General features: G+C 59.3%; 26 protein-coding genes. 15 read left to right on the top strand and 11 right to left on the bottom strand.

What is annotated here, in order from left to right; translation table 11 throughout:
* The first annotated feature begins 10 nt into the window (after positions 1-10).
* The 6 genes from EV586_RS13270 (at position 11) to EV586_RS13245 (ending at position 3,288) form a co-directional block, all read left to right on the top strand.
* Positions 11-517 carry a cbb3-type cytochrome c oxidase subunit II gene (locus EV586_RS13270; protein WP_132945596.1) on the top strand — a complete coding sequence of 169 codons (507 nt, stop codon included), beginning with the start codon at positions 11-13 and terminating at the stop codon, positions 515-517.
* 26 nt (positions 518-543) lie between these two features.
* The gene (ccoS, locus tag EV586_RS13265; RefSeq protein ID WP_132945595.1) at positions 544-702 is read left to right on the top strand and encodes a cbb3-type cytochrome oxidase assembly protein CcoS; all 159 of its coding nucleotides are present in this window, start codon (positions 544-546) and stop codon (positions 700-702) included.
* A 24-nt stretch (positions 703-726) separates the two neighbouring features.
* Positions 727-1,275 carry a c-type cytochrome gene (locus tag EV586_RS13260; protein WP_132945594.1) on the top strand — a complete coding sequence of 183 codons (549 nt, stop codon included), beginning with the start codon at positions 727-729 and terminating at the stop codon, positions 1,273-1,275.
* 10 nt (positions 1,276-1,285) lie between these two features.
* Positions 1,286-1,762 (top strand): DUF1269 domain-containing protein, encoded by a 477-nt coding sequence (locus tag EV586_RS13255; RefSeq protein ID WP_132945593.1) that lies wholly within the window; start codon positions 1,286-1,288, stop codon positions 1,760-1,762.
* Positions 1,763-1,831: 69 nt separating this feature from the next.
* On the top strand, positions 1,832-2,641 hold the full coding sequence (locus EV586_RS13250) for a sensor histidine kinase (RefSeq protein ID WP_132945592.1): 810 nt from the start codon (positions 1,832-1,834) through the stop codon (positions 2,639-2,641).
* The gene (locus EV586_RS13245) at positions 2,638-3,288 is read left to right on the top strand and encodes a response regulator (RefSeq protein WP_132945591.1); all 651 of its coding nucleotides are present in this window, start codon (positions 2,638-2,640) and stop codon (positions 3,286-3,288) included. Before EV586_RS13250 ends, EV586_RS13245 begins: the two co-directional genes overlap by 4 nt.
* Positions 3,289-3,330: 42 nt before the next feature.
* On the opposite strand, the gene EV586_RS13240 is transcribed toward EV586_RS13245, so the two are convergent.
* Positions 3,331-4,047 (bottom strand): HoxN/HupN/NixA family nickel/cobalt transporter, encoded by a 717-nt coding sequence (locus EV586_RS13240; protein ID WP_132945590.1) that lies wholly within the window; start codon positions 4,045-4,047, stop codon positions 3,331-3,333.
* A gap of 183 nt (positions 4,048-4,230) precedes the next feature.
* Here EV586_RS13240 and EV586_RS13235 point away from each other — a divergent pair, with 183 nt between their 5' ends.
* Entirely contained in the window at positions 4,231-5,469 is a 1,239-nt protein-coding gene (locus tag EV586_RS13235) for a copper resistance CopC/CopD family protein (RefSeq protein ID WP_132945589.1), read from the top strand.
* A gap of 20 nt (positions 5,470-5,489) precedes the next feature.
* A complete protein-coding gene (locus tag EV586_RS13230) occupies positions 5,490-6,140 on the top strand; it encodes a YcnI family copper-binding membrane protein (RefSeq protein WP_132945588.1) in 651 nt (216 codons plus the stop codon).
* 161 nt (positions 6,141-6,301) lie between these two features.
* Here the strand turns inward: EV586_RS13230 and EV586_RS13225 are convergent, their stop codons facing one another.
* Positions 6,302-7,390: a bifunctional 3-deoxy-7-phosphoheptulonate synthase/chorismate mutase gene (locus EV586_RS13225; protein WP_132945587.1), complete on the bottom strand. Its 1,089-nt coding sequence runs from the start codon at positions 7,388-7,390 to the stop codon at positions 6,302-6,304.
* Positions 7,391-7,439: 49 nt separating this feature from the next.
* On the bottom strand, positions 7,440-8,561 hold the full coding sequence (gene hisC / locus EV586_RS13220) for a histidinol-phosphate transaminase (protein ID WP_132945586.1): 1,122 nt from the start codon (positions 8,559-8,561) through the stop codon (positions 7,440-7,442).
* 186 nt (positions 8,562-8,747) lie between these two features.
* Here hisC and ilvA point away from each other — a divergent pair, with 186 nt between their 5' ends.
* Together ilvA and EV586_RS13210 are read left to right on the top strand one after the other, a co-directional pair.
* On the top strand, positions 8,748-9,953 hold the full coding sequence (ilvA, locus tag EV586_RS13215; protein WP_132945585.1) for a threonine ammonia-lyase: 1,206 nt from the start codon (positions 8,748-8,750) through the stop codon (positions 9,951-9,953).
* 26 nt (positions 9,954-9,979) lie between these two features.
* Positions 9,980-12,184 (top strand): cell division protein FtsA, encoded by a 2,205-nt coding sequence (locus EV586_RS13210; RefSeq protein ID WP_132945584.1) that lies wholly within the window; start codon positions 9,980-9,982, stop codon positions 12,182-12,184.
* Positions 12,185-12,207: 23 nt separating this feature from the next.
* Here the strand turns inward: EV586_RS13210 and EV586_RS21180 are convergent, their stop codons facing one another.
* The 6 genes from EV586_RS21180 to EV586_RS13185 all read right to left on the bottom strand — a co-directional run bounded on the left by EV586_RS21180 (position 12,208) and on the right by EV586_RS13185 (position 16,451).
* Complete coding sequence (locus EV586_RS21180; protein ID WP_165898592.1) at positions 12,208-12,384, bottom strand: hypothetical protein; 177 nt, start codon at positions 12,382-12,384, stop codon at positions 12,208-12,210.
* On the bottom strand, positions 12,347-13,243 hold the full coding sequence (locus EV586_RS13205; RefSeq protein WP_132945583.1) for a DMT family transporter: 897 nt from the start codon (positions 13,241-13,243) through the stop codon (positions 12,347-12,349). Before EV586_RS13205 ends, EV586_RS21180 begins: the two co-directional genes overlap by 38 nt.
* A 100-nt stretch (positions 13,244-13,343) precedes the next feature.
* Entirely contained in the window at positions 13,344-13,802 is a 459-nt protein-coding gene (locus tag EV586_RS13200; protein ID WP_132945582.1) for a Fur family transcriptional regulator, read from the bottom strand.
* A gap of 123 nt (positions 13,803-13,925) precedes the next feature.
* On the bottom strand, positions 13,926-14,381 hold the full coding sequence (locus tag EV586_RS13195) for a Fur family transcriptional regulator (protein ID WP_132945581.1): 456 nt from the start codon (positions 14,379-14,381) through the stop codon (positions 13,926-13,928).
* 97 nt (positions 14,382-14,478) lie between these two features.
* Entirely contained in the window at positions 14,479-15,879 is a 1,401-nt protein-coding gene (locus EV586_RS13190; protein ID WP_132945580.1) for a Na+/H+ antiporter NhaC family protein, read from the bottom strand.
* Entirely contained in the window at positions 15,876-16,451 is a 576-nt protein-coding gene (locus tag EV586_RS13185; protein WP_132945579.1) for a DUF502 domain-containing protein, read from the bottom strand. The genes EV586_RS13190 and EV586_RS13185 overlap by 4 nt, the downstream gene beginning before the upstream one ends.
* A gap of 93 nt (positions 16,452-16,544) precedes the next feature.
* On the opposite strand from EV586_RS13185, the gene EV586_RS13180 reads away from it, so the two are divergent.
* Positions 16,545-17,168 (top strand): lytic transglycosylase domain-containing protein, encoded by a 624-nt coding sequence (locus tag EV586_RS13180; protein WP_207893904.1) that lies wholly within the window; start codon positions 16,545-16,547, stop codon positions 17,166-17,168.
* 161 nt (positions 17,169-17,329) lie between these two features.
* Positions 17,330-17,455, top strand: a complete 126-nt coding sequence (locus tag EV586_RS21625; protein ID WP_279388298.1) for a hypothetical protein — start codon at positions 17,330-17,332, stop codon at positions 17,453-17,455.
* A 57-nt stretch (positions 17,456-17,512) separates the two neighbouring features.
* Here EV586_RS21625 and cax read toward each other — a convergent pair whose 3' ends face one another.
* On the bottom strand, positions 17,513-18,559 hold the full coding sequence (gene cax / locus EV586_RS13175; protein WP_132945578.1) for a calcium/proton exchanger: 1,047 nt from the start codon (positions 18,557-18,559) through the stop codon (positions 17,513-17,515).
* Positions 18,560-18,735: 176 nt separating this feature from the next.
* On the opposite strand from cax, the gene EV586_RS13170 reads away from it, so the two are divergent.
* On the top strand, positions 18,736-19,377 hold the full coding sequence (locus EV586_RS13170) for a helix-turn-helix transcriptional regulator (protein ID WP_132945577.1): 642 nt from the start codon (positions 18,736-18,738) through the stop codon (positions 19,375-19,377).
* 64 nt (positions 19,378-19,441) lie between these two features.
* Here the strand turns inward: EV586_RS13170 and EV586_RS13165 are convergent, their stop codons facing one another.
* Positions 19,442-19,711 carry a GIY-YIG nuclease family protein gene (locus EV586_RS13165; protein ID WP_132945576.1) on the bottom strand — a complete coding sequence of 90 codons (270 nt, stop codon included), beginning with the start codon at positions 19,709-19,711 and terminating at the stop codon, positions 19,442-19,444.
* Between the two features lie 66 nt (positions 19,712-19,777).
* On the opposite strand from EV586_RS13165, the gene EV586_RS13160 reads away from it, so the two are divergent.
* A complete protein-coding gene (locus EV586_RS13160) occupies positions 19,778-21,538 on the top strand; it encodes an ABC transporter ATP-binding protein (RefSeq protein WP_132945575.1) in 1,761 nt (586 codons plus the stop codon).
* 11 nt (positions 21,539-21,549) lie between these two features.
* Positions 21,550-23,598 carry an ABC transporter ATP-binding protein gene (locus EV586_RS13155; RefSeq protein WP_132945574.1) on the top strand — a complete coding sequence of 683 codons (2,049 nt, stop codon included), beginning with the start codon at positions 21,550-21,552 and terminating at the stop codon, positions 23,596-23,598.
* Positions 23,599-23,604 lie beyond the last annotated feature (6 nt).

The raw sequence follows: 23,604 nt of genomic DNA, 5'->3' as shown, positions 1-23,604 counted from the left end.
GTGTACGCACATGGCCAATGATGCTGAGAAAAATCCCGGCATTTTGCTGATCGGAGCTGCCCTGCTGGTGATGATGGGGGTGATCGGCACCCTCGTCCTCCCCTATTTTGATGAAGGGGTCACGACCCCTACCCAGACCGCCAAGCTGAAAAACTACCCGACCGATTCGGCGGAAGCGCGCGGCCGGCATGTCTACATCCGCGAAGGTTGCAACTACTGCCATTCCCAGCAGGTGCGCCCGGTACGCGCCGACTCCAAGCTGGGCCCGGTCTCCTTGCCCGGAGACTACTACTACGACCAGCCGGTCGTCACCGGCACGATCCGCACCGGGCCGGACCTGATGTGGGTCGGCCAGCGCTACTCGGCCGACTGGCAGCACGCCCATCTGCTCAACCCGCAAAAGATCGGCGGGGCCGGCTCGATCATGCCGAAATACACGTTTCTAAGCAAACAAGATCGTGACGATCTGGTCGCCTACCTGTTGAGTTTGAAGCCCGCTCCGCAAAACAAAGACTGAGCAGGCCGCTGAAGGAGGAAGATACGATGAACACTGCAGCCTGGCTGCTGATCGCCGTCTGCCTGTGCATGACATGCGGGGCGGGACTGATGATCTGGTGGTCCTATCGGGACGGGCAGTACGAAGATGTGGAAGGCATCAAATACCGCATGCTGCAAGATGAGTTCGTACAAGACGAGTATTGATCTTGAGAAAGGAGGGGCACGCACATGGCAGACCCGCGCGATCCCAACGATCAAACGAAGGATTCCGCCGGCAAGTTCGCGGAGGACCCTGAACAGCAGTCGCCCCAGACCCCGGCGCCAACTCCGCAGTCACAAGTCTTCATGAGCGACGAAGAAGTGGAGACGCACCAAGACAAAGGCCACTACGACGTCGTCTCCGATATCAAGATGGGACATGCCAAAGTCCCGACATTCCTGAAGTTCGTCTACGCCGCCCTCGCCTTTTGGGGCTTGTACTACGCTTTGTTCGCCGCGCCGACCGATGACCGGATGCAAGCGGCGCCGTCCACCGAGCCGTCGGTGGAGGCGGGGGCGGACACGTTCGCCACGTCCTGTGCGGCATGCCACAACATCACCGCCGAGCGCAAGATCGGCCCCGGTCTGGCCGGAGCGGCCGGGCGGCTGGGCGATGACGGTCTGAAGCAGGTGCTGCACAACGGCCGTCCCGACAAAGGGATGCCGGCGCCGCCCAGCCTCGGTCTGAACGACAAGCAGGTCGAGTCGCTCTTTCTCTACATCAAAAGCTTAAAGTGAGGTGAACGGGATGGCACAGCACGTGTTCGGTCTGTTTGAGACGCAGGAAGCGGCACGGGCGGCGATCTCCGCCCTGTCCCCGTATGTCCCGCAGGACAAAGTCTCGGCGATCTCCAAAGCGGACCAACTGCCCGACTATGTGGAACAGCAAGTCGAGACGGATAACATCATCGACGGCACCTTGATCGGCACCGGCATCGGGGCGGTGCTCGGCCTCACCGCCGGGTTCGCCACCGCCCTTTATCCGACGGCAGGCAACCTGCTGATCACGCTCGGCCCACTGGCCGGTGCGTTCTACGGCTCGTGGAGCGGAGGGATGGTCGGGGCGCTGGTCGACATCGGCATCTCCCCGCCCAACGCCCAGCACTATCATGATCAAGTGGCGCATGGCAAGATCCTGCTCACCGCCGAAGTGACCGATGACAACCGCCAGATGGTCGAACAGCTCTTCCAGGACCACGGCGCCGATTCGGTGCTGGTGCGCTGAGGCGGACCATTGCCAGATGCGTAAGGGAGTGGTACGTTAGAAGCGATTCTGACAAAAAGGACGGTTGCTATGACGTACCGCACGCTCAAGATGTTCAGCATTCTGCTGCCGACCTTTTTGATCGGCGGCTTCGAATACATCCGGCACGATTATCTGCTCGATGTGATGACGATGGAAGAAGGCAATCTTTACATCACGATCCTGACCTTGATCTTATCGTTTCTCTTCGCCACCTGGATGTTCCGCATGCTCGAGCGCATGAACGCCCGCCTCGCCGAAGAACAGGCCAAGCGCGCCGTGTACGAGGAGCGGGAGCGCCTCGCGCAGGAGCTCCATGACGGCATCGCCCAGACCCTGTTTTTCCTGAACGTGAAATTAAAAAAAGGCCGCCTCGACGAAGCGAGCGCAGCCGTCGCCACCATCGACCAGCAGGTGCGCCAGGCGATCTTCAACCTCCGCGCCTTGCCGGAAGAAGGCAGTTCGCTGCGGCTGCGGCTGGAAAAGTGGCTCGGCGACTTCACCACCTTGACCGGGATCGACGTCACGCCGCGGCTGGGGCTGCCCGATGACCGTTTTACCGCGACGGAGCAGGTGCAGCTGTTCGGCATCATCCAAGAGGCGTTTGCCAACATTCGCAAGCACTCCGGCGCGAAGCAGGTCGACTTGACGCTGCAGGAGACGGCGACAGGCGGCTGGCAGCTGGCGATCACCGATGACGGGCGCGGGATCGCCGCTCCGCTGGAAGCGCGCCAAGGGTATGGCCTGACGATGATGCAGGAGCGGGCACAGAAGCTCGGCGCCGATTTCGACATCACCGGTACCCCGTCAGGCGGGACGCAGTTGCTGTTTACTTCATGCAAAGGGAGGCTGGGACGATGACCTGCCGCGTGCTGATCGCTGACGATCATCCCTTGTCCCGCGACGCCGTGCGAACGCTGCTCGAAGGCGTGGAACCGTTCGAATTGATTGGAGAAGCAAAAAATGGGCAGGAGGCGGTCGAGCTCTGCGCCGAACTGTCGCCCGACCTCGTGCTGATGGACATCAACATGCCGAAGTTGAGCGGGTTGGAAGCGACCCGCCTGATCAAGAAGGCGAACAGCGCCGTCAAGATCGTCATGCTGACCGTGTCGGACGATGTGGCCGACCTGTTCACGGCGATCCAATACGGGGCCCAAGGCTACCTGCTGAAGAACCTCGACCCGGACGACTGGATGCACTACCTGCACACCCTGCTCGATGAAAACGGCGAGATCCCCCGCGAGATGGCCGGCCGTTTGATGCACAGCTTCCGATCGGAAAAAGCGCCGAACGAGCCTTCGCCTGCCGTCCTGACCGGGCGCGAGCGGGAGATCCTGGCCTGCGTCGCCGGCGGCGACACGAACAAACAAGTCGCCGAGCGGCTGGTGATCGCCGAAAACACCGTCAAGAACCACATCAAGAACATTCTCGACAAATTAAGCCTCGACAACCGCGTGCAGCTTGCCGCCTATGCGGTGCGGCACGGATTTCAACGGGAAAAGCCATGATCTGTGAAAAGATCATGGCTTTTTTGTCGATACTGAAGCTATTTAAGAGAACCAGAGTTTGAACAGTCCGTCGGTGACTCCGACGCCGTACATGTAATACACGCCAAAGACTGCGGAGAACGCGCCGGTCGTGCGGATCAGCACGCTGTGGAAGCGCGGTTTGTCCTGCGTCATCAGGAACGGAACGGAGATCGCCGTCGTGAACAGCAGCATCGACAAGACCGTGCCGAGGCCAAAGACCAGAATGAACGACATCGCCTGCCAGACGGTGTCCACCGTCTCCAGCGTCAACAGCAGCATGGCCGCACTGCCAGCCAAACCATGAACAAAGCCGATAAAGACCGATTTCAGATAGGAGACGCGAGGATGTGGATGTTCATGAGCGGATACCTGTTCATGCGAATGAAAATGATTGTGTTCCACGCCGCCGTGGGTGTGCGAGTGGGCGTGAATCTTGCGCTTGCGGAATTGGAACACCGCGTTCAGCCCGAGGTAGACGAGCATGATGCCGACCGCAAACTCCAGCGTCATCGCCAGCGTTTCCGGAATTTCATTTTTCATCAGCATGAGCAGCAGGCCGACCACAAACAGGGTCGCCGTGTGGCCAATGCCCCAGAACACCCCGGCCAGCGAAGCGCGCCACAGCTTTTGGCTTTGCGATGCGATCGTTGACACGGCAATGACATGGTCCGGTTCAATCGCATGCTTCATCCCAAGCAAGAAACCGAATGCGAGCACAGAGATCAATTCTATTTCCATCATCTCACCTCTTTCGGTTTCATTTTCCATCGAATGGAGGTTTCCGTCAATCCATCTATCTGAAAATGTTCACAAAGCGGTAAAGTCCGTTCACAAAGATAGCCCGATAGAGCCATACAGACCCCCGTCCCTCGCACGTATAGTAAAGTCATACCGATCACACATACGAAATGGGATGACGCCATGAAAAAAAGCGCGCTGCTCGGGTTGTGCCTGCTGTTTCTCTGCTTGTTCACCACCCCGGCCTTCGCCCATGCCACGCTTGTGCAAAGCACGCCTGTGGAAGGGGCGGTGCTGAAGCAGAATCCGGGCACGGTGAAGCTGCTGTTCAGCGAAACATTATCCCCCGAACTTATCGAGCTGAACCTTTATAACTGGGAGGCGGAACGCATCGAACTGCCCCCGCCCCAACTGACCAAAGGCAACGCGGCCGAAACGTATGCCGAGCTGCCTTCTGATCTCGAGCCAGGCAGTTACCGCCTGCGCTGGTCGATCATCTCCGAGGACGGCCATCTGATCAACGGCGAATTGTCATTTGCGCTGGGACATGTCTCCGCAGACATCGCACCGATCGCGGAAGACGGCACTCGCGAGAACAAGACGGTCGAAACGCTGCACGTGGTCGCGCACGACGGGGCCGAAAGCATGGTGCTGATCGCGACGGGACTTTATCTCTTGTCCCTGTACGCCCGGCGCATGGAGGTGCCGCAGGCGTCCGACCTGCTCGGGCGCTGGAAGAAAATCGGCTGGGCACTCTTGCTGCTCTTGTCGCTTGGCGAGCTTATCACCACCCTGATCATGCTGGAAGAAAATGCGTTGCAACGCGTGTTCCTGCAGGGCGAGTTGGGCCTGTTGACCGAAACGCCGTTTTTGGTGATGGTGCTGTTGCAACTGCTGCTGCTCGTGCTGCTCGCCGTGCCCGGCATGATGAAAAGCTGGCCGGCGCTGCTCTTCACGCTGCTCACGCTGAACATGGCGCAAAGCGGACATGCGCTCGCCATCGAGCCGGTCTGGCTGGCGCTGGCCCTGCGCATGCTGCATCTGCTGTCGATCGCGCTGTGGCTCGGCGGGCTGCTCTATCTGCTGCTGCTCTGGCGGCAACTCCTTGAAAAAAGCCGCTTCCGCTCCTTCTTCCTGCGCGTGTTTCTCGGCTCCTCGCTGCTCGTCGCCTTGTCGGGCGTGCTGATGGTCGCCGTGCAGACCGACTGGAGCGCAGTGCTGGCCGCCGGGACGTTGTGGAGCGGGCTGCTGTTCAGCAAGATCAGCCTGATGGCCGTCATGCTGGCGCTTGCGCTCGTACAATCGCGGCGCTGGCGGAAAGATGCGGCAGGGCTGTCTTACCCGCTGCTGCGCATCGAATGGATCTTTGGCCTGCTGGTGATTCTGGCGGGCGTTGGCATGAGCATGATCGCCTATCCCTGACTTTGAGGAGGAATTATCATATGAAAATGAAACAGATCGCTGCTGCTGTGATCACGACTGCTGCTTTTACACTGCTTGCGGGGACCGCTTCTGCGCACGTCACCGTCTGGCCGAAAGAGACCAAGACGGGCGCTTATGAAAAATACACCGTGCGCGTGCCGGTTGAAAAAGAGATCAACACCACAAAAGTGAAAGTCGAGTTCCCGGCGGGGATGAAAGTTTCCACCGTCAAGCCGATCGCCGGCTGGAGCTACGAGTTTGAAAAAGATCCCGAAGGCGTGAACAAAGCGATCACGTGGACCGCTCCGGCAGGCGGCGGCATCAAGCAACATGAGTTTGTCGAGTTTGAATTCGTCGGCGCCAACCCGAAAGAAGCCGGGGAGGGTACGCTGGTCTTCAAGGCATATCAGACCTATGCGGACAACACCGTCGTCGAGTGGGCCGGCGCGCCCGACTCAGACAATCCGGCGTCTGTCACCACCCTGACCCAGGCGGCTGCCGGCGAAGACCACCACGGCGGCACCAGCGGCACCGGTACGGAGCACAAACACGGCGAGGAAGCGTCAGCCGGTGAGCAAGCTGCTGAGACCAGCACCAGCAACACCTGGCCGTTCGTCCTGTCCGGCGCTGCCCTGCTCGTCGCCTTGATCTCCCTGTTCCGCAAACGCTAATATCAGCAAGAGCCCGGCGAAGACCGCCGGGCTCTTTTTTGCATGCGCACGTATTTGCCTTCGCGCCGCTGTAAGCGCCGCTGCGAGCATGGCTCGTTGGCTCCACACCTCCACGCAAAAAGCCCTGACGCGGCGGCCAGGGCTTTTCATATCCTACACTGTTACTTCGCGTTGACCGTGTCCTTCAGGTACCCGCTCTCACGAAGCTGGTTCATCAGCGTGCTGAACTGATTCAAGTCGAGCTGCTGCTTGGCGTCAGACAGGGCGACCGCCGGCTCGTTGTGCGCTTCGACGATCAGGCCGTCCGCTCCGACCGCAAGCGCGGCTTTGGCGATCGGGAACATGATGTCTTTGCGCCCCGTCGAGTGCGACACGTCGACGACGACCGGCAGATGCGTCTCCTGCTTCAAGATCGGCACCGCCGAAATGTCGAGCGTGTTGCGCGTCGCTTTCTCATAGGTGCGGATGCCGCGCTCACACAGGATGATCTGATCGTTGCCGCGCGACGCGATGTACTCCGCCGCGTAGAGCAGCTCTTCGATCGTCGCCGACAGCCCGCGCTTCAGCAGTACCGGCTTGCGCACCGAACCGGCCGCCTTGAGCAGCTCGAAGTTCTGCATGTTGCGGGCACCGATCTGAATCACGTCGAGAAACTCGCAGGCCATTTCCACATCTTCCGGTGCGACGATCTCCGACACGCAGACCATGCCGTGGCGCTTCGCCGTCGCGCTCAGGATCTTCAGTCCCTCTTTGCCCAGGCCTTGGAAATCATACGGCGAGGTGCGCGGCTTGTACGCGCCGCCGCGCAGCAGCAGAATGCCTTCGCCTTGCAGATGCGAAGCGACCGCTTCCATCTGCCCTTCCGTCTCCACCGAGCATGGCCCGGAGATGATCACCGGATTTCCGGCGCCGATCGTCAGCGGTCCGATCTGGACGACCGTATCCTGTGATTTGTTCTTGCGGGAGATCAACAGCGACTTCTTCTCCTCTTCTTGCAGCCCAAGCGAGGCTTGGAAGATCTGCTTGAACAGATGGCGAATCGTATCATCCGGGAACGGGCCCTTGTTCGCTTCGACCACCTTGTCCAGCATCTCCTTCTCACGGATCGGGTCGAACCGCTCCGTCCCCTTGCCGCTCTTGAGCAGACCGATCTCCGACACCAACTCGGCGCGGCGGTTCAGCACCTCCAGAATCTCGAGGTTCACCTCATCCAACTGCGCACGCAATTCCTCAAATCTCACTTTGCTCATGCTCATCTCACTCTCCTCAGCTCATAAGTAGATCAAGTCAAATATTATTCTACACCTTTTGCGCGAGGCTGGAAACCACCTTTTCGAATGCGGCAAGGAAGCGCTCATTCTCTTCCGGCAGCCCGATCGAAACGCGCAGATAGCCCGGAATCCCGAGCGCAGTCCCGCTGCGCGTGATCACCCCTTCGCGCAAAAGAGCGTCAAACAGCTTGTTGTCATCCAGTCTGGTATCAAAGATCAGGAAGTTCCCTTGGGTCGGCACCACATCATATCCGAGCTGGCCGAGCCCGGCCTGCAGCTGTGCGAATCCTGCCCGGTTCAGCTGCCGCGACGCTTCCACGTGCTCCGCATCGTCCAGTGCGGCCACCGCGGCGACCTGTGCCAGCATGTTTACATTGAACGGCTCGCGCGTGCGGTTGATCGCATCGAGCACTTCCGAACGGCCCAGCACGTAGCCGAGGCGCAGTCCCGCCAGCGCGTACATCTTTGAGAACGTGCGCATGACAAGAACATTGTACCCCCGCTTCAGGAAATCAATTCCTTGTGCAGTATCGCCCTCAGTCACGTATTCATTGTACGCTTCGTCGAGAATCACCAGGACGCGGGACGGCACCCGGTCGAGAAAGCGCTGCAGATCCGCCTCGCGGAGGTACGTGCCGGTCGGGTTGTTCGGCGAGCAGAGATAGAGAATTTTCGTCTTCTCCGTCACGGCGTTCAGCATCGCTTCCAAGTCGTACTCAAAACCGGCAGTCAGCGGCACCGCCACCGTTTTGGCGTCCATCAGCTGCGCGCCGAACCAATACTGCGAAAACGACGGTGACGGCACGACGATCTCATCGCCCGGATGCAAAAACGTCTCCGACGTCAGCTTGATCAGGTCGTCCGACCCGTTGCCGACGAGAATCTGCTCCGTAGGAATGCCTGTATTGGCACTCAGCGCTTCTTTTAAAGAGACCGCGCCGCCGTCCGGGTAGCGGTTCACATTCGCCACCGCTGCCAAGATCGCCGCCTGCGCCTTCGGTGACGGGCCGAGCGGATTTTCGTTCGAAGCCAGTTTGGTGACATCGGTCAAGCCAAACTCCCGCTTCACGTCGGAGATCGGTTTGCCCGGGCTGTAAGGCTTGATCGCAAACAGATTTTTCCGCACGTTGTTCAAAATTTCTTGTGACATGAACCGATGCCTCCCGAACGCTGTTTTCATGCGTGAATTTCATGGTAGAATGAAGGGGAAACTTGTCAGCTTTTGTCTGGGCTTTCCTACTGCACCACGTCAAAGTGACAAATTTTAACCCTGATTATAGCACATAAAAAAACCATTGACAATAGAAGTGTCCTCACAGAAAGGTGTGCTTTCCTCTTGCTTACAATGACCGATTTTCTCGCTGCCCGCGCCAATTTACAAGGCGTCATCCACAACACGCCGCTCGACTATTCGAAGACGTTTTCCGACTTGTCGCACAACCAGATTTATATGAAGCTGGAGAATTTGCAGAAGACGGGCTCGTTCAAGATTCGCGGCGCGTTCCACAAGATCGCCACGCTGACCGAAGCGGAGCGCCAGCGCGGCGTGATCGCCGCATCGGCGGGCAACCACGCCCAAGGCGTCGCGTACGGCGCGAATAACGCCGGCATCCCCTGCATCATCGTCATGCCGGAAGCAGCGCCGCTCTCCAAAGTCGAAGCGACCGCCCGCTACGGCGCGCAAGTCATCCTGCACGGCAGCAACTACGACGAAGCGTACGCCAAAGCGCTGGAGCTGCAGCAGGAGCGCGGCATGACATTCGTCCACGCTTTTGACGACCCGGCGGTGATCGCCGGACAAGGCACGATCGCGCTCGAGGTGCTGGAGCAACTTCCCGACATCGACGTGCTGGTCGCGCCGGTCGGCGGCGGCGGCTTGATCGCAGGCATCGCGCTCGCCGCCAAGCTCGCCAAGCCGGACATCACGATCGTCGGTGTGGAAGCGGCCGGCGCCGCCTGCATGAAGACCTCGATCGACCAAGGCGAGATCGGCACGCTGGAGACGGTCGCCACGATCGCCGACGGCATCTGCGTGCGCCGCCCTGGCGACATCACCTACCAGCTGACCCAACAGTATGTCGACCACATCGTCACCGTCGAAGAAGAGGAGATCGCCCGCGCCATGCTGCTCGCGATCGAGCGCAACAAGCTGGTCGTCGAAGGGGCTGGCGCGACCGGCCTCGCCGCCGCGCTGTACGACAAGCTGCCCTTCCGCGACAAGAAGACGGCCGTGCTGCTCTCCGGCGGCAACGTCGATGTGAACTTCCTGTCGCGCATCATCGAGCGCGGCCTCGTCGAAGCGGGACGCTACCTGCGCATCAACACCACCGTGCCCGACAAGCCGGGCGTGCTGCAGGAGATCCTCGGCATCTTCGCCACCGAGCGCGCCAACATCATCGGCATTCAGCACCACCGCATGGGCTCGCGCGTAATGCTCGGCGAAGCGGAAGTGGAGATCGACATCGAAACGCGCGACCATGCGCATCAAGACCGGATATTGAAGCGCTTGCAGGAAAAAGGCTTCTCGGTCATCACCCGATAATCTTTTTGGAAAAGGGGGTCTTGACCTTGACCCAGCACCACTCGCAGGATGAACAGATCTTTGCACTCGACATCGGCACGCGCACCGTCGTCGGCCTCGTCGCCCGCTTCAACGGCGCCGGGCTGCTCGAAGTCGCCGCCACCGTGGAGAAGGAGCACGTCACCCGCGCCATGCTCGACGGGCAGATCCACGACGTCGCCCTCGTCGCCGATGTGATTCGTCAAGTCAAAACGGAGTTGGAGCGCACGACCGGCCCGCTGCGCAAAGTAGCAGTCGCCGCGGCCGGACGCGCTCTGAAAACGATCCGCACCCGCGTCGACCGCGACATCCAAGGCGAGCGCGTCACCCGCGACGTCATCCTCGCCTTGGAGCTTACCGCCGTCCAGCAGGCGGAGCGTCAACTGCAGGAGATGGCGCCCGATGCGGCCCGCTATCACTGTGTCGGCTACACCGTCGTGCATTACCTGCTCGACGACAGCGTGATCGGCTCGCTCGAAGACCAGTTCGGCCTGAAAGCGAGCGTTGAGATCATCGCCACCTTCCTGCCCCGCGTCGTCATCGACTCTCTGCAGATGGCTTTGGAGCGCGCCGACCTCGAGATGGCGGCGCTGACTTTGGAGCCGATCGCGGCGATCAACGCGCTGATCCCGCCGTCGATGCGCAAGCTGAACCTCGTGCTCGTCGACATCGGCGCCGGCACGTCCGACATCGCCTTGACCGCCGAAGGCACCGTCGTCGCCTACGGCATGGTGCCGGTGGCGGGCGATGAGATCACCGAAGCGCTGTCGCAGCGACACCTGCTCGACTTTCCGGACGCGGAGCTGCTCAAGCGCCAGTTGATGACCGAGGAGCAGGTGCAGTTCTCCGACGTGTTGGGCATGGAATACGACCTGCCTGCGCGCGATGTGATCGAGTCGATTCAGGAAGAGGTGCGCAGCCTCGCCACCCAGATCGCTTATGAAGTGTTCAAGCTCAACCACAAAGCGCCCGCCGCCGTCATGCTGGTCGGCGGCGGTTCGCAAACCCCGATGCTCGCCCCGCTGCTGGCCGCCGAGCTCAAGCTGCCCAAGGAGCGCGTTGCGATCCGCAGCACCGATGCGATCAAACAGCTCGCCGCCCAGCACGAAGCGCTCTCCGGCCCGCAGGCTGTCACGCCGATCGGCATCGCCCTGGCTGCCTTGCAGCACCCGGTCTCCTCGGTGGCGATCCGCGTCAACGGCAAGTCCTTGCGCCTGTTTGAGTTCCGCCAGATCACCGTCGGCGACGCGCTGATCGCCGCCGATGTCGACATCCGCAAACTGCACGGACGCCCCGGCCTCGCACTCAGCATAGAGGTGCAAGGCGAACTGAAAGTGATCCGCGGCACGCTCGGCACCCCGGCCCAACTGCTCTTGAACGGCCAGTCGGCCAAGCTCGACGATGTCATCCAGCACGGCGACGAGCTGGAAGTGCTCGGCGGCGTGTCCGGGGAAGATGCGTCGGCCGTGATCGCCGACATCTTGCCTGCCCATCTGCTGCCGGAGCCGCTGACCGTGTTTTTCCGCGGCCAGGAGCACATGCTCCCGGCCCGCCTGCTGATGAACGGCGAGCTGGCCGCACCCGACACGCCGGTCCTCGACCGCGCCAAGATCACCGTCGAACGCCCGCGGACGGTGGAGCACGTCCTGCAGGCGCTGCCCGATCTCGAAGCATGGGAATTGGAACTGCTCGACCGCCCGCACGGCTTTACGGTCACCCTCGACGGCGAAAGCGTCACCTTGCCCCACCAGCCGTATGAACTGCTGCTCAACGACGCGGCGGCCGCGCTGGAGACGCCGGTGCACAGCGGTGACATGCTGCAGTTCGGCCCGGCGCCCGACCCGATCTACAACGTGCGGTTCTTCTATGACGAGAGCCTGCATCCGGGGCTGACGATCGGCGTGCTCTGCAACAACCGCCCGATCAACCTCGAAGGTCCGCGCCCGCCGATCTACGTAAACGGCAAACCGGCATCGCTCGACGACCTCGTCCGCGACGGAGACACGCTGCTCTTCAACCGGCAGCCGCAGGGCGGCGAAACGGCCGAGACGCCGGAATGGCAGCCGGTGCTGAGCGACCTGTTCCGCTACATCCGCATCGAAGACGAACGCCCGCCCGGCGCGCTCGACCTGAAGCTGACCGTCAACGCGCTGCCGGCGACCTTTCTCACACCGATCAAACACGGCGACCTGATCATCATGGAGTGGGTCTGATCAGAAAAAGCCCAATCCCTCAGCTAGCGGAGGGATTGGGCTTTTTCACTGTCCATGTTGCTGTTCAGTTGCACCTTCCAGTCGTCGACGTGCGCATTCAAATAAAACATGAATCCCACGCCGACCAGACCGCCTAGCAGGATGAAGTACAAGACCCCTTTTTCAATCGGTCGCATTCTGCGCTTCTGTTCGGCTGCCATCGAGATGTCCTCCCGTTTCCTTGCTGCGCAAAATCAAATAGGAACTTACCAGAATTAGGATGCCACCAATCCAGGTTTCCATACTCGGCGCTTCGCCAAAAAACAGGTAGGCAAACAAGATCGCGCTCACCGGATCGAGATAGCCGAGCACCCCGACGTGCTGCACTTTCACCCGGTTCAGACCGAGGAAATAAAGCGTCAACGCAAGCGCCGTATGCACCAAGCCGATCGTCACCATCACGCCGAGCGACGGGAGCGACGGCATTGCCATCCCCTGCCACAGCACGTAAGGCAGCAGCACGAGGGTCGCCGTTCCCGTCTGCCAGAGCACGAGCGTGTGCGCCTGCATCCCGGTCACTTTTTTCCCGGAGATCGTCACCATCGCGTAGAAAAACGCGGCGGTTAAGCCCGAGAGCATGCCGAGCAGATGATCGCCGCCGACTTCGCCGAGCGGGTTCATGATCAGCGTCCCGAGGAAGGCCATCCCGACAAACAAGAGCGTGCGCCGCTCCAGCTTTTCTTTTAACAAAACGGGGGCGAGCAGCGTGACCAACACGGGTGCCACATAGTAGGACAGCACCGCATTGGCCAGCGACGTCATCTGCACCGCCTGAAAGAAGAAGATCCAGTTCAAAGCCAGCACCACACCGCCAAACATCACCCACGCGTATTGCCCGGCCGCTTCCTGCCAGGCTCGCTTGAGCCCGCCGCCGCGCACGGCCTGATACAAGCCGAGCACCACACAGGCGGACAGCACGCGGTACAGCACGATCACCGTCGCCGGCTGGTCGGCCCAGCGGCCAAAGATCCCCACGCTGCCCCAGATCAGCATCGCAGCGACCACAAACACGTATCCCATCCTCGCCTGCTCCTCTCCACGCCAAACGCTTGTCCTGCAAAAACCATGTCCCCTCAAAACGCATCCGATAAAAAACGCCCCGCCGCACGGACGGGACGCTTTAGTTCAGCTCAGAATCCTGCGGGCGCACCTCATGCGCCTGGCAGCTCGGGCAAATGCCGTAAAACTCCAGCCGGTACGAACCGACCGCATAGCCAAGCTCAGCCAGTTCCGGCGTCTCCAGCGCTGCTTTCGGCGGACAGGGCACGTCGCTTACCTTGCCGCAGCCTTCGCAGACCAGATGCGCGTGCTCCGAGTCGTTGCCGTCATAGCGGCTCGACATGTCACCGTAGGACAGCTCGCGGATCACGCCAAGCTCCTTCAGACGGTGCAGGGTATTGTAAACGGTCGCCATGCTGATTCCGGAAAACTCCTGGCTGACCTGATGATAAATCTGTTCGGCTGTCGGATGTTCGTGCGTCTCTTTCAAATAACGCAGGATCATCTGCCGCTGCGGTGTCAGACGCACGCCGCGAGACTTCAGATCAGCGAGGGACTCTGTAAACGAGCTTCTCAGCATCTCGCTTCACCTCACCAGTATGTGAATTCTTATAATAATTCCATTGTACCAGATAAAGCAGCTCCAAGAAAAGAGCCTGCACACCCCTGTGCAGGCCCTTTCATGCATATGGAATCATGTGACTTACGAAGCGTGATCTTTTTGGTACGGCGCGCTTTGCGCACACGACGCACAAGTTCCATAATACTCCAAGCGATATGAAGACACCGTAAATCCGGCTTGTTGTACATTCTTGGTGAGTACCGCCTCTTCCGGCGGAGATGCGATGTCCAGCACTTGGGCACAATGTTCACACACCAGGTGTGCATGCTCCGAATCGTTGCCGTCGTAACGGCTGGAGACATCTCCATACGACAATTCGCGGATTACCCCTAATTCCTTGAGCATGTTCAAGGTGTTGTACACAGTCGCCAGCGAAATGCCCGGAAACTGTTCCCCTATTTTGTGATACACTTGCTCGGCTGTCGGATGCTCCTCGGTTTCTTTCAGATACTGCAGAATGATTTGCCTCTGCGGTGTCAGACGAATACCGCGGCCTTTCAGATCAGCGAGCGACTGACTGTAGCTCTTCCTTTTCATTTAGATCCCCCTCTTTCTCTCTCGTGCAACACAAAATATTGCGATCACAAAAGATAACCCCATCCACTTTAAATTTTACTAACTATGAAAGCGCTTGTCAATTGAGAATCGTCGTAATCCTATTAGAATTCAATCGATTCTTCCAAATGGACAATAAAAGAGTTAAAAGCGGAAGGCCGAGCAAATAGAAGGCATACGGAAAAAAAGTCATCGTCGCGATCCCCATCGCGGCCGAGCATAAAATGCCGTGCAGGTTCCACGGAATCAGCGCCGAAGCGACGACGCCGGAGTCGCCGAGCGCCCGCACCAGCTCGCGTGGCGGCACCTGCAGCCGGTCATAGACCGGGCGCAAAGCGCGGCCGGGCACGATGATCGCCAAAGCCTGGTTGCAGGCGAGCAGCGCCATCGACACCGACAGCAGCATCGAGGAGACGATCAATCCGAGGTAGCGCTCGATGCCCCCGAGCAGCTTTTGCAACAGGGTCTGCATCATGCCGGTCGCTTCCATCACCCCGTTTAACATCCCGGCGCAGAAGATCAGGAGCGCTTGATTGAGCATCGGCCACACCCCGCCGCCGTGCAGCAGCGAGTTGCCGCCCTCGCGCAGCTCAAAACCGAACCAGACGGCGCGCAGCACCGCCGCGACCGACTCGCCCTGCACCCAGATCGCTAAGACCGCGCCGGTCACGATGCCAAGCGACAGGTTCCAGTGGATCGGCACCCGCAAAGCGGCGAGCAGCAGCACCATCGCGGGTGGGAGCAGCACGAACCATGGCAAGTCGTACTGCCCGGTCAAGGCGCTGACCAGCGGCGTGTTCTGCGGATCGGCCGGCGCCCCCGCACCGGCGCCGTGCCCGAGCCAGAAAAAGAGCCCCGTGCAGATCAAGAGCATCGGCAGCCCCGTCGACAGCAGCGGCTTGTAGTTGTGCTCCGGCTTGGTCCCCGTCATCGAGGAGAGCAGATGAAATGCGCCGGACACCGGCGACATCCGGTCGCCGACCATCGCGCCGGAGATCAAGGCGCCGCCGATCAGCCCCGGCGAGATGCCAAAGACCAGCCCAAGACCTGCGATCGCCGCCCCCATCGTCGACAAGGTGCCGACCGACGATCCCAGCACGATCGACGTGCCTGCGGTCAGCAAAAAGGCCATCACCACGAGGTATTCCGGCTGGATGAACTGCATGCCGTAATAGATCAGCCCCGGCACCGTGCCCGAGATCAGCCACGACGAGATCACGCCGGCGATCAACAGCAAGATGCCGATCACAAGCAGCGTGCTCTTCATGCCCTGATACGTCCCGCGCCAAACATCCCGCCACGAAAAGCGGTGGGACACAGCGATCGCAACCGCCACACCCCACCCCAGTAACAACGCCAGATACAACGGCAGCTCCAGCGCGTAGATGCACAGCAACAGCCCGCCGATGCTGCACAGAAACGGCAGCGCTGCCAGGCCAAACGCGAAGCCCCCTCCTGCCCGTTCTTCGCCTGTGTTCATGAGCCGGACACACCGCCCGACAGGATAAAGCGCATCGCTTCTTCCGGCGACACATCGAGAATCTCCACATGCTCCTTCGGCACGAGGAACGTCACGCCCGCGACCTGAAACGTCTGCGGCACGTAGATGGCGATGTGGTCGACCAGATCGTCGCTCAGCTTGCCCACATTTTCGCTGGTGATGAAACCGAGCATCTTCATCGGGTTGTTTGGCAAGGTGACGAGCGCCACTTTCGAAAACGACTTTTTCTCGCCGACGAACGACTCGATCGTCTCGCGGATCACTTTATAGAGCGTTTTGACAAACGGAATTCGCTGCAGGATCGACTCGACGATTCCGATCAGTTGCGCACTGAACCAGTACGTGGTCAGCCAGCCGACCAGCGTAATCAGCACCAGCGTGAGCAAAATGCCGAATCCCGGCACGTACACGTCGCCGATCTTCTCCCGCAGCGAGTTCCCGAGCAGGCTGTCGAGAAACTGGAAGCTTTGCACCACCACGTAGATCACCAGACCGATCGGCACGATCGTCAGGATCCCGTTCACGAAAAATTTTAATAAGCTGCGCCACATGTTGCGCTCTCCTCCTCCGACTGACTCTGTTACCAGTTTACCGAAGCAAAGTTTTCGAGTAAACTAAAAACAGCAGTGGAAACGAGGTGCAACATGGACGTTAAATTACTTGCTGCCTTGATGCGGTCGCAAATGGTGTCTCCGCTCGGCACATCTTCAACAACAACATCTGCCGCCAGCACAGATTTCTCCATGCTGTTTGCTGAACTGCTCGCCGGGATGAACACTTCCGCAGGCGACGACAGTTCCGCAGCCGATGCGGCACAGCGCTCGCTCCGGCTGCCGTTTGCGCTGGGTGCAACCGGCCAGCTCGGTCCTTTCAGCACCCGCTTTGGCGCTTCCGATTATGACGGCCTGATTCAGGACGCCGCAGAGCGCTACGGCGTAGATCCACAGCTGGTGCGCGCAGTCGTGCGCCAGGAGTCCGGCTTCAACCCCTATGCAACGTCTTCCGTCGGCGCAGGCGGCCTGATGCAGCTGATGCCCGGCACCGCGAGCGGACTTGGCGTCGAGAACGTCTATGATCCGGCCCAGAACCTCGACGGTGGCGTCCGCTATCTGAAACAGATGCTCGACCGCTACAACGGCGATGTGGCGACCGCTTTGGCCGCGTATAACGCGGGCCCCGGCAACGTCGACCGCTATGGCGGCATTCCGCCGTTTGGCGAAACGCAGCGCTATGTCCGGAACATCCTGAGCAGTTTGCAAACCGTATAACACTCACCGCCGCAGCTCATCAGGGCTGCGGTTTTTTCATACCCAAAATAGGCGCGCCTGCTAGACGTTTGTCTTGTACAAAAATTGCCCTTTCCGCATGTACTATCACTGTAAGACGGCACCACTACTACAACCACAAACACCTAATGGAGGGATGTAACATGTCAGGTCATGCTGGAGGTTATGGTTTTGGGGTATTTGGTGGCTACACCCGTTGGGCGGTCGTGTTTTTGATCATCTTCGTGCTGTTCTTCCTGCTCGTTCCGGGTATTGACGGCGCATACTAAGCCGAAACCTAATAAGGCGCGCACGCAAAACGTGCGCGCCTTTTGGCGTGTATGCTGCTACAGGTAGTAGAAACCGATGCCGATGATCACATAGGCGCCAAGCGCCATCGCGCCTTCCAGCCAGTTCGACTCGCCGTCCTGGGCGAGGAAGTTGATCAGAAAGACCGCCAAGACCATCGCCGCCAGCTCCGGCCATGTGAAGACGAGCGTCATCGGGTTGCCGAGGATCAGCGACAGAAACACCAGCACCGGGGTGACGAACATCGCGATCTGCAGGGAGGAGCCGACGGCGATCTCCAAGGCGAGGTCCATCTTGTTGCGCCACGCCATCAGAATCGCCGTGGAGTGCTCAGCCGCATTGCCGATGATCGCGACGATGATCACGCCGATAAACACTTCCGACCAGCCGAACTGCTGCGACACCGCTTCAATCGTGTGGACGAGCAGCTCCGATTCGTACGCGACGGCCGCTGTGGCCAGCGCGAGAACCCCGACCGCTTTCCCGACGCTCCATTCCGCCTCCTCTGCGTGCATATCCTCCGTATAGTTGAACAGGCTGCGGTGCGTGACGAGGGAGAAGAACAGGCCGAGCAAATAGAGGACGATCACGACGATCGAGACGCCGATCGAGATCTTGATGTCGTCTTCGCTTGGGTGGGCGAGCCCGAAGATCGCCGGAATGACCAGCGCGATGACCACGCCGAGCAGCATCATCGCCGCGTTGGTGCCTGCGATCGTGCGGTTAAACTTTTGCTGCGGGTATTTGATGCCTCCGATCAGCATCGACAGCCCGGCGACCAGCAGCAGGTTGCCGATGATCGAGCCGGTAAGCGATGCCTGCACCACCCCGATCAAGCCCTCGCGCAGCGCGAAGAAGGCGATGATCAATTCCACCGCATTCCCGAACGTCGCATTCATCAGACCGCCGATCTTCGGGCCGCTGTGGATGGCGATGCTTTCGGTGGCGCGCCCCATCACCCCGGCCAGCGGGATGATCGCGGCGCAGGCGATCGCAAACAGCGCCACTTCGCTCCAGTGCATCAATTTACCGATCACGCTGAGCGGAAGCATGATCGCAAGCAGAATCAACATGAGTCTCTGCATCGTAACATTCCTCCTCAATCGGCTACTGAACTGAGTCTGGCAAGAGGCTTCTCAAAATGCAAAACTACCCATCCCGAGTGCCTCTCACCCATTTTCTAACCTTTTATATATAGAAATTTACTTCGGGCACGAAAACGTATATACTGTTCATAATAGTTCCGGAAGGGTGAACGTTTATGTCCAATCAAGAGACCAACACCCGCAAAACGATCATCACGATCCTGCGGACCGAAGGCCCGATGAGCGCGGGCGATCTGGCCGAACGCATCGGGATCACCGAGATGGCCATTCGCCGTCACATCGCCACGCTGGAGCGGGACAATTTGATCTACCCGACCACCATCCGCCAGCCGATGGGACGCCCCGCTAAGGTGTATCAGTTGACGGAAGAAGCGGATGATCTCTTTCCCAAGAATTATCATTCCCTGATGCTGGACATTTTAGAAGACATTGTCCGCGTCGACGGGGAGGACAAGATCAAGGCCATTTTCGACCAGCGCGAAGATCGCCTGTCTGCACAATTGGATGAAATGCTCGCCGGCAAATCGCTGGAGGAGAAGGTGCAGACGCTCGCCGAGATGCAAAACAGCAAAGGCTATCTCGCCAAATGGGAGCGCAAGACAGACGGCTCCTATGAGATCGTCGAGTACAACTGCCCGATCGCGCAAGTTTCGAAGGTCTATCCTGAGACCTGCGCCTGCGAGACGAACGTGTTTCGCCGCGTGCTCGGCACCGATGTCAACCGCTCGCAGTGCCTCGCCGAAGGCGGCAGCTGCTGCGTGTTCAAGATTCACCAGATCGAAGAACCACAAGCTTAACATTCCGCCGCCCTTGATGCGCTCTGCAGCTGAGAGCGCATTTTCTCCGAACGTTTATTTCGTCTCACGAACGTTCTGGTGGCGGCAGCAGGCAGATCGACTGGATCAGCAACTCTTTGTTCACCCGCTTGAAGCGTTTGATCTCGCGCTCCCGGCGCAAGGCGCTGCTGAGGTCCGGCTGGACTTCCACATAGCGCAGTGTGAGCGGGCCGCGTCCGCGCGTGTATTTCGCGCCTTTGCCCTTTTCGTGGAGGAGGATGCGCTTCCACAGATCGGGTGTGATCCCCGTGTACAGCGTTCCGTCCCCGCATTCTAAAAGATATACGTAGACCATACAATACCTCAGAACTTTGACTTTTTACTCGCAATTGTCCAAATGTTAGCATAAAGGAAGATGATGATGAAAGAATTTATTACACTCAAAGAATTTTTCATCGCGCACAAAAGTTCCTTTCTCCTCGGCATCTTCTGGGTCTTTTTTGTCGACGTGATCGGCTTGATCACACCGAAAATGCTTGGATTGTTCGTCGATGACCTGCGCGGCGGCGGGCTGGACCGCTCCGGCATTCTGATGTACGCTGCGATCATTTTTGGCGCGGCGGTGTTCTCCGCCCTCGCCCGGTATTATTGGCGCATCTACATCATGGGGAACTCGCGCAAAGCGGAAGTCTATCTGCGCGACAAGTTTTATCAGCATCTGCAGAACTTGTCCCCGAACTACTTCAACCATCACAAGACGGGCGACCTGATGGCGCACGCGACCAACGACTTGGGCGCGATTCGCCAGGCGCTGGGGCCGGGCTTTCTTTCCGCGGTCGACCCGGCGTTCGTCCTGACCTTTACGCTGATCATGATGGTCTACACGGTCGGCTGGCAGCTGACCTTGGCGGCGCTGGCGCCGATGCCGTTCCTCGCGCTGATCGTCACCTTGTTCGGGCGGGTGATCCATCGCCGCTTCGGAGAGGTGCAGGCGGCATTCGGGTCGCTGACCGACCGCGTGCAGGAGAACTTCGCCGGCGTGCGCGTCGTCAAGTCGTTCGTGCAGGAAGAAAAAGAGATCAACAAGTTCACGGCGGAAAACAACGAGAACTTCAAAGCCAACCTCAACCTGATCAAAGTCAACGGCATCTACAACCCGATCGTGCAGCTGGTCACGGCGCTGTCCTTCCTGATCGCGCTGTCCTACGGCGGCATCCTCGTCGTGCGCGGCACGATCTCGCTCGGCGACTTCGTCGCTTTTAACACCTACCTCGGCCTGATGACCTGGCCGATGATGGCGATCGGCTGGGTCATCAACATGTGGCAGCGCGGGGCGGCTTCGATGAAGCGGATCAACGAAGTGCTGCACACGCTGCCGGAGATCTACGACGGTGAAGAGGCGCGCCATGACAAGACCGACCTCGAAGGCAACATCGAGTTCAAGAACCTCACCTTCACCTATCCGGGCGCTGAGAGACCTGTGTTGAACAACATCAACATCTCGATTCAAGCGGGCAAGACGGTGGCGATCATCGGCCGCACCGGCTCGGGCAAATCGACATTGATGAACCTGCTGCTCCGCCTGTACAACGCGCCCCAAGGCGCCTTGTACCTCGACGGTGTGGACATCACCCGGGTGCCTTTGGCCACCTTGCGCGAAAACATCGGCTATGTGCCGCAGGAGAACTTCCTGTTCTCGAAGTCGATCCGCGACAACATCGCTTTCTCCGGTGCGGCGAACGGTCACACGCAGGAACAAGTCGAAGCGGCAGCCGCTTTGGCGCAGGTGCACAGCAACATCGTCGATTTCGAACACGGCTATGACACCATGCTCGGCGAGCGCGGCGTCACGTTGTCCGGCGGCCAGAAACAGCGCGTGTCGATCGCCCGTGCCGTGATCAAGAACCCGAAGATCCTGATCCTCGACGACAGCCTGTCTGCCGTTGACACGCACACCGAAGAAGAGATTCTGCTGCGTTTGAAGCAGATCATGCAAGCCCGCACCTCGCTGATCATCGCGCACCGCATCTCGACGATCAAAGACGCGGATGAGATCCTCGTCCTCGACGAAGGCACGATCATTGAACGCGGCACGCACGACCAGCTGCTGGAGCTTCGCGGCCTCTATTTCGAACTCTATCAGAAGCAACTGCTCGAAGACAAAATCGCAGCGAACGACTAGGGGGTGACAGCATGTCGAACATCCATGAAGAAGAAAAATTAGAGAAATCCTATGACGGTCGGCTGATGCGTCGCCTCCTCGGATATGTGAAACCGTATAAATACTGGATGCTGCTTTCGATCATCCTGCTCCTGTTGATCACCGTATCCGATCTGGCACGCCCGTACCTGATCAAAGTCGCGATCGACGATCACATGAACGTGTTCCATACGGAGTTTGTCGCTTCTTCCCCGGCCGAATTGCCGGACGAGGAACATTACAGCTTCCAAGGCCAGGTGCTGGTGCGGGAGAGCGATTTCGAAACACCGCCCGCCGACCGCGAGCGCTACCGCATCGAAACGGCCGCGCAAGATCAGTATGTGATGGTGGTTGAAAACGCAACCGGCGCTGAGACGAACCGCATTCCGATGAGCGCCGCCGAAGTCGACTTGTTCAAAGACACCGAGATCGACGCGCTGGTGGCGATCGGCCTGATCTATCTGGCCCTGATCCTCGGTTCATTTGTGCTCAACTACGTCCAGACGATCGTTCTGCAATGGACGGGGCAGCGGATCATCTTCAACATCCGCCAGCAATTGTTCTCCCATCTGCAAAAGCTGTCCCTCGCCTTCTTCGACCGCAACCCGGTCGGGCGTCTGGTCACCCGCGTCATGAACGACACGGAAGCGTTGAACGAAATGTATTCGAACATGCTGGTCACGCTGTTCAAAGACGTGTTCCTGCTGCTCGGCATCATCCTGATCATGTTCCAGACCAACGTCAAGCTGGCGTTGATCTCGATGGCCTGCGTGCCGTTCGTGATCATCGTCTCGCAGATCTACCGCCATTACGCCCGTGTCGCCTTCCGCGACACCCGCGTCAAGCTGGCGCAGATCAACGCGACGCTGGCCGAAAACATCTCCGGGATGCGCATCATCCAGATCTTCCGCCAAGAGAAGCGGATGCATCAGGAGTTTGAGAAAACGAACGACGAGTATTTCAAAGCGAGCTGGCAGGAGCTGAAGACGTTTGCGATCTTCCGCCCGTCGATGGAACTGTTCGCGCAGCTCGCCTTGGCGATCCTGATCTGGTACGGCGGCGGCAAAGTGCTCGACAACGCCCTGCAGATCGGTGTGCTGTACATGTTCATCAACTACACCCAGCAGTTCTTCCAGCCGATCAACGACCTGTCGGAGAAATACAACATCCTGCAGTCGGCGATGGCCTCGTCGGAGCGCTTGTTCCAACTGCTCGACACCGACGATATGATCAAGAACCCGGCCCAGCCCCAGCCGTTCCCGAACATCAAAGGCCGCGTCGAGTTCAAAAACGTCTGGTTTGCATACAGCGGTGAAAACTGGGTGCTGCGCGATGTGTCGTTCACGATCGAACCGGGCGAGACGGTCGCTTTCGTCGGTGCGACCGGGGCGGGGAAAAGCTCGATTCTCAACCTGCTCTCCCGCTTTTACGACATCCAGAAAGGCGAGATCCTCATCGATGGCGTGAACATCAAAGACGTGCGCAAAGAAGACCTGCGCCGCGCGATCTCCGTCGTGCTGCAGGACGTCTTCCTCTTCACTGGCACGATCCGCGACAACGTTCGCCTGCAGGAGCCATCGATCACCGACCGGCAGATCGAAGAGGCGGTGCGCTTCGTCAACGCCGACAAGTTAATCAACAAATTACCCGGGAAATTAGACGAACCGGTCTTAGAGCGCGGTGCCACCTTCTCGGCCGGCGAACGCCAGCTGATCGCGTTCGCCCGCGCCTTGGCGTTCGATCCGAAGATCCTCGTGCTCGACGAAGCGACAGCCAACATCGACACCGAGACGGAGAGCCTGATCCAAGACGCGCTGCAAAAGCTGACCCAGGATCGAACGACCATCGTCGTCGCTCACCGTCTGTCCACGATCCAAAATGCCGACAAGATCATCGTCATGCACAAAGGCACGATCCGCGAAATGGGCAACCACCAAGCCCTGCTCGCCCAAGGCGGCATGTACTACAACCTGTACCAGCTGCAATACAAAGAAGACTTCGAACACGAAGCTGCCGCGGCCCTGTCGCCGGCGGAAGCCTAACTTTCT

The sequence above is a fragment of the Tumebacillus sp. BK434 genome (genome assembly GCF_004340785.1).
Taxonomy (GTDB): domain Bacteria; phylum Bacillota; class Bacilli; order Tumebacillales; family Tumebacillaceae; genus Tumebacillus_A.
This window is presented reverse-complemented; position numbering and strand designations above follow the sequence as displayed.